Below are 15,080 nucleotides of genomic sequence, written 5' to 3'. Positions count from 1 at the left end.
ACGTCGTGGATCGGTTCGCCGGCTCGGGCCCTACGAGACGGGGTCGAGCAGGTCGTCGAAGGCGCGGGGCAGACGCCGCCAGGCCTCCTCGCCTCCCCGGTACTCGACGTCGGTGAGCAGGCAGGACTCCAGGAGCTCGGCGAGTGCGTCCCGGTCGAGGCCGGGCGAGGTGAAGACCAGGTGCTGGCAGCGGTCCCCGTGCTCGGGGTGCCAGTCGAGCGCGGCCGCGGCCCGGCGCACGGGCGGCACCAGCTCCCACGCGGCGTCCGGCAACGACGCGAGCCAGGGGCCCGCGTTCTCCACGCACAGGGCGCCGCCCGCGGCGTCCCACGCCAGCAGCGTGTCGGGCCGGTCGGCCAGCCAGAAGCGGCCGCGGCTGCGGGCCGCCGCACAGGTCAGGTCCTCCAGCGCCGCGTACAGCCGCTCGGGATGGAACGGCCGGGTGCGGTGCCAGACCAGCGTGCCGACGCCGTGGTCCTCCGCCTCCTGGGGCAGCAGGGCGCACGCCGGGTGCTGACGGGCCGCGGCGGCCTCGACGTCGAAGTCGGCGAACACGGCCCCGGCGAGCTCGGCCGATGCGGCCGGTATGCGGCGAGCCGTCGGATGGAGCTGGGCGAGCAGCGCACGGTCCTCGTCGTCGGCCCGCTCGCTGTCGACGACGGCGAGCACCGGTGCGTACTCCAGCTGCCGCGCCCAGGTGTCGGCGACGGTCCGCCGGTCGGTCGCCGCGGCGGCGAGGCCGACGTCGGCGAGGTCGTCGCCGTTGGCGAGGAAGGGCAGCAGCAGGGCGGGGTCGACGGCCGTGACGACTGCGGTGACGGTCAGGTGGTCCCCGTGCCCGGCGACGACCTCGGCCATGGCCTTCGGCTCGACCGAGTCCCACAGCTCGACGATCGCGAGCCGGGTCCGGCCTGCCGCGGCGAGCCGTTCCAGCTCGGGGACCAGGTCCTCGCGCAGGGCGCAGCAGGCGCAGTCGTTGACCAGCGGCGCCTCGCCGGCGTCCCGCTCGCCGGACGCGTCGCGCACCGTGCGGCGGACCGTGCCGGTCGCGGCGGTCGCCAGGTCGTGGTGGAGCGCGACGCTGCCCGGGACGGTGTCGAGCAGCCGCCGCACGACCTCCTTGCGGGCCTCGGCGTGCAGCCCGCCGACCAGGGCGACCGGGAGTCCTCCGGCCATCACGGGGCCTCACGCCGGCCGTAGCGCCGCTCGAAGCGCTCGACGCGTCCGGCGGTGTCGAGGACGCGAGCCGTGCCCGTGAAGAAGGGGTGGCTCGCGGAGGAGATCTCCACGTCCACGACGGGGTAGGTGTTGCCGTCCTCCCATTCGACCGTCCTGTCGCCGGTCATGGTCGACCGCGTGAGGAACGCGAAGCCGCCCGCCTTGTCGCGGAACACGACCGGTCGGTACGGGGGGTGGATTCCGGGCTTCATGTGTCTGTCGCCTCCTTACTGTCTGTCTCTACTGCCGGTCTGTCCCCGGGGTCTGCTTCGCTCCCGGGTCCGCGTCAGCGTTCCTCGCGGAAGTCGACGTGCCGGCCGGCGACCGGGTCGTACTTCCGGAGGGTCAGCCGGTCGGGGTTGTTCCGGCGGTTCTTGCGGGTGACGTAGGTGAATCCGGTACCGGCGGTGGACCGGAGCTTGATGACCGGGCGGAGTTCGTTGCGAGCCATGGGCCTAGTATATGGAAACGGTTACCGTTTTCATAAAGCGAGGAAGAGAGGTCCCTCACATGTCCGCACACTGCTGGCTGACCGGCGCCCGGCCCGGATTCGGCAACACGATTTCCCACTCCCACCGACGGAGCTCCCGCCGCTTCGACCCGAACATCCAGCGCAAGCGGTACTGGCTGCCCGGCGAAGGCCGTTATGTGCGGCTCACCCTGAGCGCCCGGGCCGTCAGGACGGTCGACACCATCGGGATCGAGGCGGCCGTCGCCCGCATCCGTGCCCGCGGGGTGAAGGTCTGATGGCGAAGAAGAGCAGGATCGCGAAGAACGAGAAGCGCAGGGCGATCGTCGAACGCCATGCGGCACGGCGCGCCGAACTCAGGGCGATCATCCGCGACCCGCGGGCGGGCGAGCGCGAACGGCTCGCCGCGCAGAGCGAGTTGCGACGTCAGCCGCGGGACGCGAGCGCCACGCGGGTACGGAACCGCGACTCCGTGGACGGCCGGCCCCGCGGCCACGTAAGGAAGTTCGGACTCTCCAGGATCCGGCTGCGCACGCTGGCGCACGCCGGGGAACTCCCCGGCGTCACCAAGTCGTCGTGGTAGCAGGCCTGGTAGCTTGACGCGGTCCGTCAGTCCATACCAAGGGGACCGAACAGTGCACAAGCAGTACGTCCGTACCGCAGGGGCCGTCGCGGCGCTCGCCGCCGCGCTCGTACTCACCGGCTGCGGCAGCGGCTCCGACAAGGGCGGCGACAAGGCCGACGGCACGCCCACAGCCGCGTCCACCCAGGGCGCGGGCGGAGGGGCCGACGCCAAGGCCGCCGACCTCGCCGGTCTGTGGAGCACCCAGAGCAACGGCAAGGGCATCGCGCTCGCCGTCACGGGGACCGACGCCGTGCTGTCCGGCGAGCACGCCTGCGCGGGCAAGGTCGTCGAGCACGGGTCCGCGATGCTGGTGCTCAAGTGCGCGGACGGCAACACCGACCGCACGAACGGCATGGTCGAGAAGAGCGGTGACGGCAAGACCATCACGGTCAAGTGGAGCGGCGGCACCACCGACACGTTCACCAAGACCGGCGGCGACCTTCCGGCTGGTATCCCGACGAACGGCCTCCCGAGCCTTCCCGCTTCCTGACAGCGGCGGCGTCGGAGCCGACGGCGGGGGCATGTCCGGCAGGGCGGCGGGACGCCACCCCTGGCCGGCCTCCCGCCCGGCGGCAGGTCTGCCGCCTGCCGGTCGGGATCCCGAGCGGCCGGGCGACTCTCCGGCGCCCGGCCGTCGGCAGCCGACCCCGGCGTGCGGGGCCGGCGAAGGCCGGTCGGCGCATCGGCCGGCCGCACATCGGCCGTCCGTGCATCGGCCCCCGGCATCCGAGGCCATCGGCAGGGTGTCCGGCCCGCCTCACCGTCAAAGTCCGTCATCCCCCCGTGAGCCACGGCGAGGCGTGTCGCCGCGAGATGTGCCACCGCGGGTTCTGCCCTCGCGGGGCGGGAGGCCTGGGGCGGACGACGGCATCGACGCATCGTCGGCCGCGGTGGTCCCCGCGCGCCAGCCGTCGTGATCGGTGGCGCCGCGGACCCGGGTGGTGGTGGTCTCGGGGAACATCTCCGCCGTACGGTCCGCGACGGCCACGTCGCGCGCGGCGAGGACCGGCAGCAGCGAACCCTCGTCCCCGGTCTCCGCCGCGGCCGAGTCCACCACCGTGGCGAGCCGGTCGCCGATCCGGTACGCGTACGCCAGCAGGAAGGCCTGGCGGAACGTCTTCGTGCGTCCGCGCCCTGCGGCCCTCAGCGCGGCCTCCTCCCGCGTCATCGCCCTGGTGCCCTGCACCAGCAGCGAGGAGTGCAGCAGCTCCACCGTCTCCAGGTCCGACTCGAAGCCGACGACCGTGGAGAAACCCAGGTCGCCGTGCCACACCGCGCGACAGCGGTTCGCGGTCGCGACGGCGTCGAGGAGGATCGCCTTGGCGCTCTCGTACGGCGCCTCGACGCCGATCCGGCAGGCGGCCGGCACCTCGCGGCCCCCGCCGCGGGCAGCGAGCAGGGCGTCGTCGATGCTGTGTCGCGCGATCAGCTCCTGGGCCTTGGCGGTGAGTGCCTCGGCCTCCTCGGGGAATCCGGTCGCCTCCGCCTTGGCGAGCAGGGCACGGATACGGGCGAGCATGCGCGGCTCGCCGTGCTGCGGCGGCGGCACGAGCGCCCCGGCGCCGGGCCGCGGCACCGGCCCCGCGGGCTCTATCGCGGGCAGCCGGACCAGCATCCGGTACAGCTCCAGCACCGTGCCGGCGTGGGTGAAACGGTCGGTGACCCGCGAGGGCTCCGCGGGGTCGTCGAGCCCGGCGAGCTGGGCGGTCCAGCGGGGCGGGAGACGGTCGTACCGTCGGGTCTCGGCCGTGATCAGCTCGACGGCCAGCCGTACGTGGCGCGTGTCGAGGTCGCGCCGCACGAGCCGCAGGACGTCGGCGGGCTGCCAGCCGCGCTCCCACGCCTGACGTATGAACTCCTCCCCACGGCGGGCCAGTTCGCCCTCCGCCGACGGGTCGGCGGCCAGCAGGGAGGCCCCTGCGTCGAGGGACCCGTCGTCCGTGGCGTAGAGGGCGGCGGCCAGCGCCTTGTCGACGGTACTCACTGTCCGTCGGCCTCGTCCCAGGCGCGACGCGCGGTGGCGATGGCCTCTCGATGGACGACGGACCAGTCGGCGAGTGCCCTGATCAGATGGGTGAGGCTGCGGCCCATGTCCGTCAGCGCGTACTCGACCTGTGGCGGGACCGTAGGGTGCACGGTCCGGGAGACCAGCCCGTCACGCTCCAGCCGGCGCACGGTCAGCGTCAGCATCCGCTGCGATATGCCGGGCAGGGCGCGCTGGAGCTCACGGAACCGCCGTGTGCCCGCGCTGAGTTCGACGACGACCCGCACCGACCACTTGTCCCCGAGCCGGTCCTGGACGTCCCTGATGCCGCAGTCCTCGTGCGGCGAGCAGACGAGCTCCGTCCCGTCCGCAGCCGACCCGACGGCATCCGCCCCCACGGCTTCCGGCCCCGTGCCGGCCCGCCCGGAGACGGCCCGCCCCGCGGATGCACGGGTGGTCACCTCCGTGTGCCCCACTGACATCAAAGTGCCTCCTTACGCGCAGTCGCGCCCCTCACCAGGATGGTCCCGGCGGCTGTGCCCGCCATCCATCCCGAACCACCGACCACGGGGGTCTCTTCCATGCTCCTGCTCACCGGCGCGACCGGCGCACTCGGCACCCTGATCGCACGGCGTCTGGCCGGCCGGCACGACGTCCTGCTCGGCTCCCGCAGACCCGCCCCGGACGGCCGTCTCGTCGACTTCGACGATCCGAGCACGCTCCCCGCGGCTTTCTCCGGCGTCGGCACGCTGCTGCTGATCTCCGCGGGAGCCGGCGAGGACGACGTCGTGCTCACCCGCCACGAGGCCGCGATATCCGCCGCAGAGAAGGCCGGGGTGTCCCACATCGTCTACACCAGCCTTGCGGGCGGTGCAGGGTACGACCACCTTCCGTACGCCCTCGCGCACCGCTGGACCGAGCGTCGGCTCGCCTCCTCGCCCGTGCCCTGGACCGTGCTGCGCAACGGTCTGTACGCGGAATTCCTCGCGCACATCGCCGCGCCCGGCCCGGGCGGCGCCCTCACCGCACCCCTCGGCGACGGGCGCCTGGCCGCGGTGGCGCGCGAGGACCTGGCGGACGTCGCCGCCCGGGTCGCCCTCGACCCCGCCGCCCACGCGGGCCGGGTGTACGAGCTGACGGGCGAGCGCGCCCTCGGCGCGGCCGATCTCGCGGCGGCGCTGTCCGTGCCGTACGAACCGGTGTCCCTCGCACAGGTCCGGGCGGCGGTCACGGCCTCCGGCGCCGCGCCGTTCCAGGTGCCGATGCTGGTCGGCACGTACGCGGCGATCGCCGCGGGCCTCCTGGACCGCACGGACAGCGGCGACCTGCGCGCCCTGCTCGGTGACCGGGCGCCCCGGCCCGCGCTGGACGTGTACCTGTCGACGGTGCGGGCGTCCGAGGGGCGTGCCGGAGCTGCCGGGGCCCGCCCGGCGGCCCTCTAGCCGACCGTGAGGGGGCTGGCCCGGGCCGCCGGCCGCCCCCTGCGGCCGCCGCGGCGCCCGTACCGACGACCTGCGGGTGCGGCCTCCCGGAGCCCCGTGACGCCTCGGTTGGACGTTACGCCCCTACCGGGTCTGCCACCTCGGCCGTGCGCTACACCCCCACCGGGCCTGCCACCCCGACCACGCGTGCCGTGACGCCGACCGGGGGTTCCCCCGGACCGTGCCCTACGCCCCGACCGTGCGTTCCGCCTCGTCCAGCCAGCCCAGGTACCAGTCGGCGAAGGTCACGGGCTCACCCCGGTCATCGGTCAGCGGACGCAGGTCGACGCCGTCGCAGCGATCGTCGTTCCACATCCGGCCGCGGTCCGGCCCGGTCACCACCAGCCACTGACGCATCGCACAGCCCTGATGGCACAGGCATATCGCCCCCGCCGTACGGTCCTCGGACCAGAGGACGGAGGAGTAGCGCTCGTCCCAGGCCTCGTACGCCTCGTCGTACTCCTCCAGGTCGTCGAAGTCGTCCTCGTCGGGACACTCCGCCTCCAGCGCCGCGAGCAGCTCCGCGTCCGGCCGCTCGACGAGGAACGGCTCGGCGACGCGGTCCGGAACCGTCAGGCCGCCGCCGTCGCCGTCCCACGCCCACGCGCCGTCCGTGCCCCTCCGCACGGGGAACACCCCGTACGCCGGGCCCGCCCCGCCGCCGCCGACGTGGAGGAGGAAGTCCCGGTAGTCCTCCGGGAGCCGCACTCCCAGCCGTGCCTCCAGCTCGGCCAGCTCCCCGGCCGCCAGCGGTTCCTCCAGCCCGAACCCGTGCCCGTGGAACCCGAAGACCTTCTCCGCCCCCGGCGCCCCCGCCAGAGCCAGCACCCGCTCGCGGACCCCCGCCCACACCTTTGCGCTCATGCGGACACCGTACGAGCACCCTCTGACAACGCCGGTCCGGCCGCGGCCCTCCGGCGCCGCGCCGACCGCCGGAACCCGCGTGCCCGGTCGATGTCAGTGCCCGGTGCCACACTCGCATGCATGACCGAACGGTGGGCCCTGGACGGGACCGAGGACGGCGGGGCGCTGCTCGTCGCACTGGGCCGGGACGGGCTGCCCGCGGGTGAGGTCTCCCGCGAGCGGGACCTGGTCGAGGCGGTCAGGACCCGGCCACACGTCGGCCGCTGGGTGTGGCGGTCCACGGCCGACGTGTACCCGCGGCTCCTCGGGGCCGGGGTGCGGGTCGAGAGGTGCTACGACATCGAGGACGCGGAATCGCTGCTGCTCGGGCACGAGGGACGGATGGGCGAGCCCCGCTCGGCCGCGGCCGCCTTGGCCCGGCTGAACGGCGGACCGGTGCCGGCCGACCCGCCGGCGCGGGCCGCCGTGCCCGGCTCCCAGTCGTCGCTCTTCGAGCCGCAGGCCGGGACGGACGTCCCGTTCGAAGGGCTCCTGGCGGTGTACGCCGAGCAGCAGCGCCGCCACGACCGGGCGGCGCACCCCGACCGGATGCGGCTGCTGACGGCCGCCGAGTCGGCCGGGATGCTCGTCGCGGCGGAGATGAACGCCGCGGGCCTGCCGTGGCGGGCCGATGTCCACCGTGCGGTGCTGCACGAACTGCTGGGCGAGCGTTACGCGGGCGGGGGCGAACCGCGCCGGCTCGCCGAGCTGGCGGACGAGGTGTCGGCGGCGTTCGGCCGACGGGTGCGGCCCGAACTGCCGGCGGACGTGGTGAGGGCCTTCGCCGGGGCCGGCATCAAGCTCGGGTCGACGCGGCGCTGGGAGCTGGAGCGGATCGACCATCCGGCCGTCCGTCCGCTGATCGAGTACAAGAAGCTGTACCGCATCTACACCGCGCACGGCTGGAGCTGGCTCCAGGACTGGGTGCGCGAGGGCCGGTTCCGGCCCGAGTACCTGCCGGGCGGCACGGTCTCCGGCCGCTGGACCACCAACGGCGGCGGGGCGCTGCAGATCCCCCGGGTGATCCGTCGCGCAGTCGTCGCCGACGAGGGCTGGAGGCTCGTGGTCGCGGACGCCGACCAGATGGAGCCGCGCGTCCTCGCGGCGATCTCCCGCGACCCGGGGCTGATGGAGGTGGCGGGCCACCAGGACGACCTCTACCGAAGGCTGTCCGACCGGGCGTTCTCCGGCGACCGCGACCACGCCAAACTCGCCCTCCTCGGCGCGATCTACGGCCAGACCTCGGGCGACGGCCTGAAGAACCTCGCCATGCTCCGGCGCCGTTTCCCCCGCGCGGTCGCCTACGTCGACGACGCCGCGCGGGCCGGCGAGGAGGGCCGTATGGTGCGCACCTGGCTCGGCCGCACCAGCCCGCGGGCCGCCGGGGACGAGGACGGCGAGGCGGGACTGCCGCAGGACGACGGCGCCGCGTCCGCCCCCGGGTCCTCCGACGCGCGTGCGCGGGGCCGCTTCACCCGCAACTTCGTGGTCCAGGGCAGCGCGGCGGACTGGGCGCTGCTGATGCTCGCGGCGCTGCGGCAGTCCCTGGCGGCCGGCGGTATGCGGGCGGAGCTGGTCTTCTTCCAGCACGACGAGGTGATCGTCCACTGCCCCGAGGAAGAGGCCGCGGCCGTCTCCGCCGCGATCCGCGCGGCCACGGACCTGGCCGGCCGGGTGGCGTTCGGGGAAACGCCGGTGCGGTTCCCGTTCACGACAGCGGTGGTGGAGTGCTACGCGGACGCCAAGTGAGGCGGCGGTTGCCCGGTTCCCGTCCCGGCCGGTTCCCGGCCTCGGCGCCCGCCTACCGGGACGGCGCTGTCACCTGACCGGTCCCGGGTGTGGGCTCGTGATCCGGCTCGGGGGTGGGCGTGGGCTCCCGATCCGGCTGGGGCTCGGGCGTGGGCTCCCGATGCGGCTCGGGGGTGGGACATGGGGCGGAGACGGGCCCGGTCCGGACTCCCCTGAACCGGCGGGCCAGCAGCTCTTCGAGGTCTCCGATGACCTTCTCGTCCGCTCCGTCGAGCGCGGCGAGGACGTCAAGGGCCTGGCGCCACTGCTCACGGGCGCCGGTGACGTCGCCGCGGGCGTGCAGCACGAGGCCGTACTGGTGCCGCGCCCGCCCCACCGCGTAGCAGTCGCCGCGCTGTACGGCCCGCTCCAGCAGACCCAGACATTCCGCCTCCGCTTCGGGGAAGCGGGCGAGCAGACGCAGCGCGCGGGCGAGACCGATACGGGCCTCGCTCTCGGCGTGCCAGTCACCGCAGGCGCCGGAGCCCCGCAGACTCGCCTCGAAGTGCGGGACGGCCGCGTCCGGTTCACCGAGCGCGAGGTGGGCGTAGCCGATGTTGCAGAGCGCGGTGTGGCGGAGCAGGTCGCTGCCCAGCAGGTCGCCCGCCGCGAGGCTGCGGGTGTGGTAGTCGATGGCGAGCCGGACGTTCCCGGTGTGCTCGTGGAGATTGCCGAGGTGACTGAGGACGATCGCCTCGCCGTAGGCGTCGCCGAGCCGGCGTGCGCACTCCAGGCTCTGTTCGAGCGCTTCCGCCGCCTCCGCGTGCCGGCCCAGGTTCTCCAGGAGCATGCCGCGGTTGCCGAGCCCGCGCTGCAGCCGCTCGTCGGCGCCGAGCCGCCGCCACAGCTCCATCGCCTCGTCGTTGAGCCCGAGCGCCTTCTCGTACCGTCCGGAGAGGAAGTACGCCCCGGCGAGGTCCACGAGGGCGTGGGCCTCGGCGTGGATGTCCCCGCCGGCCCTCGCCGCGTCGAGGGCGAGCAGGTTGAGGGCACGCACTTCGGGGAAACGTCCACGGTTCTGCAGCAACGGGAAGCAGCACCGTACGAGCAGCAGGACGGTCGGCGAGGCAAGGACGTACCGTTCGACGAGCGTGCCGAGATTGGCCAGTTCGCGGTCCGCCCAGGCGAATGCCTGCTCCATGCCGGTGAACGGCGGCGCATCGCCGATGGGCGGCGGCAGCCGCCGCTCGTTCTCCCCGTCGCTGCGGAGCACGGCGAGGCTCGCCTGCCGCACGGTCTCCGCGTACCACTTGAGGGCGCGTTCGGTGGCGGCCTCCCGGGCGGGCGCGGCGTCGTGGCGTACGGCGAGTTCGCGGGCGAAGTCCCGTACGAGATCGTGGGGGGCGAACCTCCCGTACGAGATCTCCTCCAGCAGCGCGACGTCGACGAGCCGTTCCAGCGCGGCGGAGGCACGGCGTTCGTCGGTGTCCATCAGCCGGGCCAGGACGGGTGCCTCGTACTCGGCGAGGTCCAGGGCGCCCATGCGGCGCAGCGCGAGCGCGGCGTCCGCGTCCAGGGCGTCGTGGGCGACGGCGAGCGATCGGCGCACGCTGAGATCGTCGTACTCCAAGTGGTCGAGGCGTCCGTCCTCGGCGTCGAGCAGCCCTGCGAGGGTGTCGGCGGACAGGGCCCGGCGGGCGGCGAGCCGTGCGGCGGCCACGCGCAGGGCGAGCGGGAGACGGCCGCAGAGTTCGGCGATCCGCTCCGCGTGCCCGTCCAGGTCCCGGCCGGAGACCGCCCGCAGCAGACCGACGCTGTCCTCGTCGGACAACGGCGCCAGCGGGAAGCGGGCCGCACCGTCGAGTGCGGTCAGCGGGGAGCGGCTGGTGACGACGACCGCGCAGCCCGGGGCCGCCGGCAGCAGCGGCCGCACCTGCGCGGCGGACGCGGCATCGTCGAGGACGAGAAGGACGCGGGCGTCCGCCAGCGTGGACCGCAGCAGCGCGGAACAGGCGTCCTGCTCCTCCGGGACCAGCCGCGCGTCGACCCCGAGGTCCCGCAGCAGGGCCGCGAGTGCCTGGCTGGGCGCGAGAGGCGTCATGCCCGGCGTGTGCCCGTGCAGGTTCATGTAGAGCTGTCCGTCGGGGAATGCGGGGCTGAGCGCATGGGCGATGTGCACGGCGAGCGCGCTCTTGCCGACTCCCGCCATACCGCTGATGACGGCGACCTGGGGGCGGGCGGTCGTGTCCGCGGGCGAAACGGCCGCCCGCAGTTCGCGGATCAGGGTCTCGCGGCCGGTGAAGTGGGCGGGGGTGGGCGGCAGTTGCGCCGGTCTGACGGCGCCGCGCAGGACGGCAGGGGCGGCGGACCCGTCCGGGAGGCCGGGCCGGGAGGCCGGTGACGCCTGCCGCGGAGGCTGAGGCTGGTGTTGCGGCTGCGGCTGCGGCTGGCGCTGGGTGTGCGCCGGGGTCGGGACCCGGGACCGGGACGGGGAGCCGGCCGGGGTCCGGACCTGGGAGTGCTTCGCTGCCTGTGGGTACGTGTGCGGGTGCGCGGGCGGGTACGCCTGCGGACCCGGATGTGCGGGCGCATCCTGTGCCGGTGACTGCTTCTGTGCCGGTGCCTGCTTCCGCGTCTGTGCCTGCGGAGGTGCCGACGCGGGTCCCGGCACCTGCACGGGACCGCGCATCGGGGAAGGGGCCCGTAGTACGGGCACCGGAGCGGGCGCGGCCGACGGGTTGCGGAGTATCTCCTGGTAGGCCTGCTGGACGGCCTGCCCCGGATCGACGCCCAGTTCCTCCACGAGCGTCCGCCGCAGCTCGTGGAACGCGGCGAGCGCCTCGGCCTGCCGTCCTGTGCGGTGCAGGACGAGCATCCACTGCCGGTGGAAGGCCTCCCGGAGCGGGAACTCGGCGACCAGGGCGGCGAGTTCCGGTCCGAGCGCGTCGTGCCGGCCGAGGTGGAGCTCCGCGTCGTAGCGCCACTCCAGCGCCAGCAGCCGTGCCTCCGCCAGGTGCCGCACGAGCGCGCGGTCGCCCACCTCCGGCGGCAGGCCGGTCAGCGGCTCGCCCCGCCAGAGGTCGAGCGCCGCTCCTGTCTCACCGGAGACCGCCTCCCAGTCGCCGGCCGAGATCGCCGCGCGGGCGGCCCGTACGTGCGCGTCGAACATCTCGGTGTCGAGTTCGCCGGGTTCGACCCGCAGGACGTATCCGGAGGGCGCGGCCCGCAGCCGGCCGTCCTCGGCGAGCAGACGGCGCAGCCGCGTCACGTGGTTGTGCAGCGAGGCCTGGGCGGAGCGCGGAAGTCGGTCGCCCCAGAGTGCATGCTTCAGGTCCTCGACGGGAACAGCACGGTTGGGCCGCAACAGCAACGCGGCGAGCAGAACACGGAGTTTGGGGCTGCCCACGGCCCGTGGCACACCCGTGTCGTCCAGCACCACCGGCGGGCCGATCAGGCCGAACCGCATCCGCACCCTCCAGAGGGAATGACCGTTGGCCACATGTTAGCGATCCGTTGGTGCCGATTGATTGGGTCATGCCATCGGGTCCGGCACAGTCGGCGCGCGGGGTGGGTCGCCACACTCGGGGGAGTGTCGCCGCCACGGCCGGACTCGGGGGACAGAGAGAGCCCCGGCTTCAGCACAGCGACTGACCGGGGCTCTCGTCCCGTTTCCCGGACGACCGGCATCTCGGGCCCCTGCGCCCAACACCTCTTACTCGCAGTTGCGTTCGGCGTCGCACGTGCGACGCCGAACGGAATGGCGCGCACGAGCCGGCGAGGCCGAAAGTCCGTCCGGTCGGCACGCCCGCCCTCCGCCCTCAAGTGGCCCGCCGCTCCCGGCGATCCCCTTCGGCGGCCGCGAGGAACGGCAGCACCTCCGCGAGGAACGCGTCCGGGGCACCCGCAAAGGCCGCGTGGCCCGCGTCGAGCAGCACCAGACGCGCCCGCGGAATGACCGACACGGCGCGGCGGGCGTCCGCGACGGGAAGCACGGGGTCCCGGCGTCCCCACACCACCAGCGTCGGTGCCGACACCCCGGCGGCGCGCCGCCGCAGATCCACGTCCGGATGCGCGAAGCTGCGCCAGATCGCGGACTGGACCGCCACGGCGACGGGGTCGGCGAGCTGCGCCCGGTATCGCCGCAGGATCTCCCGTACGTACTCGTTGGGCCGCGGATTGCTCAGGCTGCCCTGCGCGACGGACAGCAGCCGGGTCGCCGTGCGCGTTCCGCGGAGGCGGCAGAACGCCCGGGTCAGGGCGTCGGTCGCGGTGAAGCCCGCGGTGTTGACGAGGACCAGGGTCCGTACCCGCTCCGGGTGGGCGACGGCCAGCCGGACCGCCGCGTACCCGCCGACCGAGTTCCCGATGTAGGCGGCGGGTTCCAGGTCCAGGGTCCCGACCAGGTCGGCGAGGCATTCGGCGAGCGCCGTCGCGCTCATCCCGTCCGGATCCTCCGGAGCGGGCGAGGACCCGAACCCGGGCCAGTCGACGGCCAGGACCCTGTGATGGGCGGCGAGTCCGGGAAGAACGGCCGCGTAGTCCTGGTGGTCACCGGGATTCGCGTGCAGCAGGACCACCGGGGACGTGCCGTCGGCGTCGCGCCCGCCCGTGGAGCCCGTATCGGTCACGGCGCCGGCACCAGCCGGGGCACCGGTGACGAGGGCGGGGCCAGGGGCGGGGGCAGGGCCGGGGGGCCCGGCCACCGTGCCCGAGGGCCCCTCCGGCGCGCCGTACTCGTGGACCGAGACCAGGCCGTGCCGCGTGGGTACCTGCCTCATCGCCCTCACCACCGCCCCAGCCGTACGCCGGACGTACCGTAGACGTTCCCGTATACGCGGAACCGTGTATTCAGCGCTCAACCGGCAGCCCGCTGGGCTCCTTGATGCGTTTCATGATGATCTGCGAGTTCACTTCCGTGACGCCCGAGAGCGCCGTGAGCTTCTCGATCCACAGTCGCTCATATGCGTCGAGGTCGGCCACCGCAATGCGCAGCAGACAGCCGGGGCTGCCGAACAGCCGGTAGGCCTCGATGACGTCGGGGATGTCCTGGAGCGCCGCCTCGAAGGCCTCCACGGCCTCGCGGTCCCGTTTCACCTCGATCGAGACCAGCACCTCGAAGCCCCGGCCGACGGCTTCGGGGTCGATCACGGCGCGGTAGCCCCTGATCACTCCGTCCTCCTCCAGCTGCCTGACCCGGCGCAGGCAGGGGGAGGCGGTGAGTCCCACCCGCTGGGCCAGCTCCTGGTTGCTCAGCCGGCCATCGCTCTGGAGCTCACGCAAGATATGGCGGTCGATGTCGTCCATTGCGCAATTATCGACCCTGGATTCGGCTCCTGTCCGCCAAAACTCGCGATCGTATTGCGTGCTTTTCTCACTATCCTTGCGATCGGACGACCGCTCCAGCACCCACGGAGTGGGCGCCCAGCGCACATGGCGGGCCCGGCCGAGCCACGAGCAGGCCGGGCCACCTGTCTGCGTCCCGCCCTCTCCGGCGCCCGTGTCGCCACGCACCACCGAACCCGTCGCGGCCCCCGGCCACCAGCCACCCGCGACCCGACCCGCACAAGGAGCTCACCGTGGGACGGATCGTCGTCATCAGCACCGGCGGCACCATCGCCAGCCGCTGGCAGGGTTCCGGCTACTCCGCCGACGCCGACGGCAGGGAGGTCATGGCCACCGCTGCCGTCCCCGAAGGCGTCACGGTCGAGATCGTGGACCTGTTCAGCGTGAACAGCCCCCGCCTCACCACGGCCCACCAGCTCACGCTGCTGCGCGCGGTGCACGACGTACTCGCCGACCCGGGCGTCGACGGCGTCGTCGTCACCCATGGCACCGACACCTTGGAAGAGTCGGCGTTCCTCGTCGACCTCCACCACGACGACCCGCGTCCCGTGGTCTTCACCGGCGCCCAGCTGCCTTTCGGTACGAAGGACGGCGACGGGCCCGGCAACCTCCACGACGCCCTGCTCACCGCGTCCTCGGACGCTGCCCGCGGCCTCGGTGTGCTCGTCGTCTTCAACGGCAAGGCGCATGCCGCCCGCGGGACGGTGAAGACCGAGACCGTCGCCGCCGACGCCTTCCGTGACCCCTCCGCCCCGGCGCACCTCGCGGACGTCCGCTTCAGCGGCATACGGGTGCTCCGCCGGCCCGAGCGGCGCGCCACCCTCCCGCTGCCGCCGTTCCCTCCGGCGGACGGCTCGGCGCCCCGTGTCGACATGGTCATGCACCACAGCGACGCCGACCCGGTCCTCCTCGAAGCCGCCGTCCGTGCCGGGGCGCAGGGTCTGGTCCTGGTCGCCACCGGAGCGGGGAACGCCACACCCGAGATGGCCGACGCGGTCGCCTCCGCCGTCGCGTCCGGCGTGCTGGTCGCCCTCACCACGAGGGTGCCCTCCGGGCCCGTGACGGAGATCTACACCAACGGCGGCGCCGTCGACATCGTCGCCGCCGGCGCGGTCCCGACCGGCACCCTGCGGGCCGGGCAGGCCCGGATCGCGGTGCTCGCCGCGCTCCTCGCCTCCTCCGAGGCGGCGGAGCGGACGCGAGTGCTGCGGCGGGCTCTGGGCGAGGCCGCGCCGACCGACGTGTTCGTTCCGGCATGACCACCGTCGCCGTGTCCGCCCCGGCCCACGCGGTGTGTACGGGGCCGTCCGTCCGAAAGCACTCCAACCA

The 15,080-nt window shown here is 74.0% G+C and carries 15 protein-coding genes; 6 read left to right on the top strand and 9 right to left on the bottom strand.

Features of this window, described 5'->3' with window-relative positions:
• Positions 1-30: 30 nt before the first annotated feature.
• The 3 genes from ACZ4Z5_RS27500 to rpmG all read right to left on the bottom strand — a co-directional run bounded on the left by ACZ4Z5_RS27500 (position 31) and on the right by rpmG (position 1,669).
• On the bottom strand, positions 31-1,176 hold the full coding sequence (locus tag ACZ4Z5_RS27500) for a CobW family GTP-binding protein (RefSeq protein ID WP_468267349.1): 1,146 nt from the start codon (positions 1,174-1,176) through the stop codon (positions 31-33).
• Positions 1,176-1,430 (bottom strand): type B 50S ribosomal protein L31, encoded by a 255-nt coding sequence (locus tag ACZ4Z5_RS27495; protein ID WP_468267347.1) that lies wholly within the window; start codon positions 1,428-1,430, stop codon positions 1,176-1,178. The genes ACZ4Z5_RS27500 and ACZ4Z5_RS27495 overlap by 1 nt, the downstream gene beginning before the upstream one ends.
• A gap of 74 nt (positions 1,431-1,504) precedes the next feature.
• On the bottom strand, positions 1,505-1,669 hold the full coding sequence (rpmG, locus tag ACZ4Z5_RS27490) for a 50S ribosomal protein L33 (protein WP_468267345.1): 165 nt from the start codon (positions 1,667-1,669) through the stop codon (positions 1,505-1,507).
• 59 nt (positions 1,670-1,728) lie between these two features.
• Between rpmG and rpmB the strand changes: the two genes are divergently transcribed.
• Genes rpmB through ACZ4Z5_RS27475 form a run of 3 tightly spaced genes read left to right on the top strand, consistent with a single transcriptional unit; the run spans position 1,729 to position 2,802 of the window.
• The gene (rpmB, locus tag ACZ4Z5_RS27485) at positions 1,729-1,965 is read left to right on the top strand and encodes a 50S ribosomal protein L28 (RefSeq protein WP_468267343.1); all 237 of its coding nucleotides are present in this window, start codon (positions 1,729-1,731) and stop codon (positions 1,963-1,965) included.
• The gene (rpsN, locus tag ACZ4Z5_RS27480; RefSeq protein ID WP_468267341.1) at positions 1,965-2,270 is read left to right on the top strand and encodes a 30S ribosomal protein S14; all 306 of its coding nucleotides are present in this window, start codon (positions 1,965-1,967) and stop codon (positions 2,268-2,270) included. Before rpmB ends, rpsN begins: the two co-directional genes overlap by 1 nt.
• A 52-nt stretch (positions 2,271-2,322) precedes the next feature.
• Positions 2,323-2,802, top strand: coding sequence for a hypothetical protein (locus tag ACZ4Z5_RS27475; protein ID WP_468267339.1), 480 nt, complete (start codon positions 2,323-2,325; stop codon positions 2,800-2,802).
• A 273-nt stretch (positions 2,803-3,075) separates the two neighbouring features.
• Here the strand turns inward: ACZ4Z5_RS27475 and ACZ4Z5_RS27470 are convergent, their stop codons facing one another.
• Both ACZ4Z5_RS27470 and ACZ4Z5_RS27465 read right to left on the bottom strand, forming a co-directional pair.
• The gene (locus ACZ4Z5_RS27470; RefSeq protein WP_468267337.1) at positions 3,076-4,296 is read right to left on the bottom strand and encodes a DUF2786 domain-containing protein; all 1,221 of its coding nucleotides are present in this window, start codon (positions 4,294-4,296) and stop codon (positions 3,076-3,078) included.
• Positions 4,293-4,778 (bottom strand): winged helix-turn-helix transcriptional regulator, encoded by a 486-nt coding sequence (locus ACZ4Z5_RS27465; RefSeq protein ID WP_468267335.1) that lies wholly within the window; start codon positions 4,776-4,778, stop codon positions 4,293-4,295. Before ACZ4Z5_RS27465 ends, ACZ4Z5_RS27470 begins: the two co-directional genes overlap by 4 nt.
• 99 nt (positions 4,779-4,877) lie before the next feature.
• On the opposite strand from ACZ4Z5_RS27465, the gene ACZ4Z5_RS27460 reads away from it, so the two are divergent.
• Positions 4,878-5,738: an NAD(P)H-binding protein gene (locus tag ACZ4Z5_RS27460; protein ID WP_468267333.1), complete on the top strand. Its 861-nt coding sequence runs from the start codon at positions 4,878-4,880 to the stop codon at positions 5,736-5,738.
• A 225-nt stretch (positions 5,739-5,963) separates the two neighbouring features.
• Here ACZ4Z5_RS27460 and ACZ4Z5_RS27455 read toward each other — a convergent pair whose 3' ends face one another.
• Positions 5,964-6,641 carry an SMI1/KNR4 family protein gene (locus tag ACZ4Z5_RS27455; protein ID WP_468267331.1) on the bottom strand — a complete coding sequence of 226 codons (678 nt, stop codon included), beginning with the start codon at positions 6,639-6,641 and terminating at the stop codon, positions 5,964-5,966.
• Positions 6,642-6,761: 120 nt separating this feature from the next.
• On the opposite strand from ACZ4Z5_RS27455, the gene ACZ4Z5_RS27450 reads away from it, so the two are divergent.
• On the top strand, positions 6,762-8,429 hold the full coding sequence (locus tag ACZ4Z5_RS27450) for a bifunctional 3'-5' exonuclease/DNA polymerase (RefSeq protein WP_468267329.1): 1,668 nt from the start codon (positions 6,762-6,764) through the stop codon (positions 8,427-8,429).
• A gap of 52 nt (positions 8,430-8,481) precedes the next feature.
• On the opposite strand, the gene ACZ4Z5_RS27445 is transcribed toward ACZ4Z5_RS27450, so the two are convergent.
• The 3 genes from ACZ4Z5_RS27445 to ACZ4Z5_RS27435 all read right to left on the bottom strand — a co-directional run bounded on the left by ACZ4Z5_RS27445 (position 8,482) and on the right by ACZ4Z5_RS27435 (position 13,712).
• Positions 8,482-11,874, bottom strand: coding sequence for an AfsR/SARP family transcriptional regulator (locus tag ACZ4Z5_RS27445; protein ID WP_468267327.1), 3,393 nt, complete (start codon positions 11,872-11,874; stop codon positions 8,482-8,484).
• Positions 11,875-12,226: 352 nt separating this feature from the next.
• A complete protein-coding gene (locus ACZ4Z5_RS27440) occupies positions 12,227-13,186 on the bottom strand; it encodes an alpha/beta fold hydrolase (protein WP_468267325.1) in 960 nt (319 codons plus the stop codon).
• A 70-nt stretch (positions 13,187-13,256) separates the two neighbouring features.
• Positions 13,257-13,712 carry an Lrp/AsnC family transcriptional regulator gene (locus ACZ4Z5_RS27435; RefSeq protein WP_468267323.1) on the bottom strand — a complete coding sequence of 152 codons (456 nt, stop codon included), beginning with the start codon at positions 13,710-13,712 and terminating at the stop codon, positions 13,257-13,259.
• Between the two features lie 272 nt (positions 13,713-13,984).
• On the opposite strand from ACZ4Z5_RS27435, the gene ACZ4Z5_RS27430 reads away from it, so the two are divergent.
• Complete coding sequence (locus ACZ4Z5_RS27430) at positions 13,985-15,010, top strand: asparaginase (RefSeq protein WP_468267321.1); 1,026 nt, start codon at positions 13,985-13,987, stop codon at positions 15,008-15,010.
• Positions 15,011-15,080: the final 70 nt, after the last annotated feature.

It is taken from the genome of Streptomyces sp. NPDC030222, from assembly GCF_055573115.1.
This window is presented reverse-complemented; position numbering and strand designations above follow the sequence as displayed.

Bases quoted from the DNA above. Each gene is read 5' to 3' on its own strand.
- ACZ4Z5_RS27500 (WP_468267349.1), bottom strand. From the start codon at position 1,176: ATGGCCGGAGGACTCCCGGTCGCCCTGGTCGGCGGGCTGCACGCCGAG.
- ACZ4Z5_RS27495 (WP_468267347.1), bottom strand. From the start codon at position 1,430: ATGAAGCCCGGAATCCACCCCCCGTACCGACCGGTCGTGTTCCGCGAC.
- rpmG (WP_468267345.1), bottom strand. From the start codon at position 1,669: ATGGCTCGCAACGAACTCCGCCCGGTCATCAAGCTCCGGTCCACCGCC.
- rpmB (WP_468267343.1), top strand. From the start codon at position 1,729: ATGTCCGCACACTGCTGGCTGACCGGCGCCCGGCCCGGATTCGGCAAC.
- rpsN (WP_468267341.1), top strand. From the start codon at position 1,965: ATGGCGAAGAAGAGCAGGATCGCGAAGAACGAGAAGCGCAGGGCGATC.
- ACZ4Z5_RS27465 (WP_468267335.1), bottom strand. From the start codon at position 4,778: ATGTCAGTGGGGCACACGGAGGTGACCACCCGTGCATCCGCGGGGCGG.
- ACZ4Z5_RS27460 (WP_468267333.1), top strand. From the start codon at position 4,878: ATGCTCCTGCTCACCGGCGCGACCGGCGCACTCGGCACCCTGATCGCA.
- ACZ4Z5_RS27455 (WP_468267331.1), bottom strand. From the start codon at position 6,641: ATGAGCGCAAAGGTGTGGGCGGGGGTCCGCGAGCGGGTGCTGGCTCTG.
- ACZ4Z5_RS27450 (WP_468267329.1), top strand. From the start codon at position 6,762: ATGACCGAACGGTGGGCCCTGGACGGGACCGAGGACGGCGGGGCGCTG.
- ACZ4Z5_RS27445 (WP_468267327.1), bottom strand. From the start codon at position 11,874: ATGCGGTTCGGCCTGATCGGCCCGCCGGTGGTGCTGGACGACACGGGT.
- ACZ4Z5_RS27440 (WP_468267325.1), bottom strand. From the start codon at position 13,186: ATGAGGCAGGTACCCACGCGGCACGGCCTGGTCTCGGTCCACGAGTAC.
- ACZ4Z5_RS27435 (WP_468267323.1), bottom strand. From the start codon at position 13,712: ATGGACGACATCGACCGCCATATCTTGCGTGAGCTCCAGAGCGATGGC.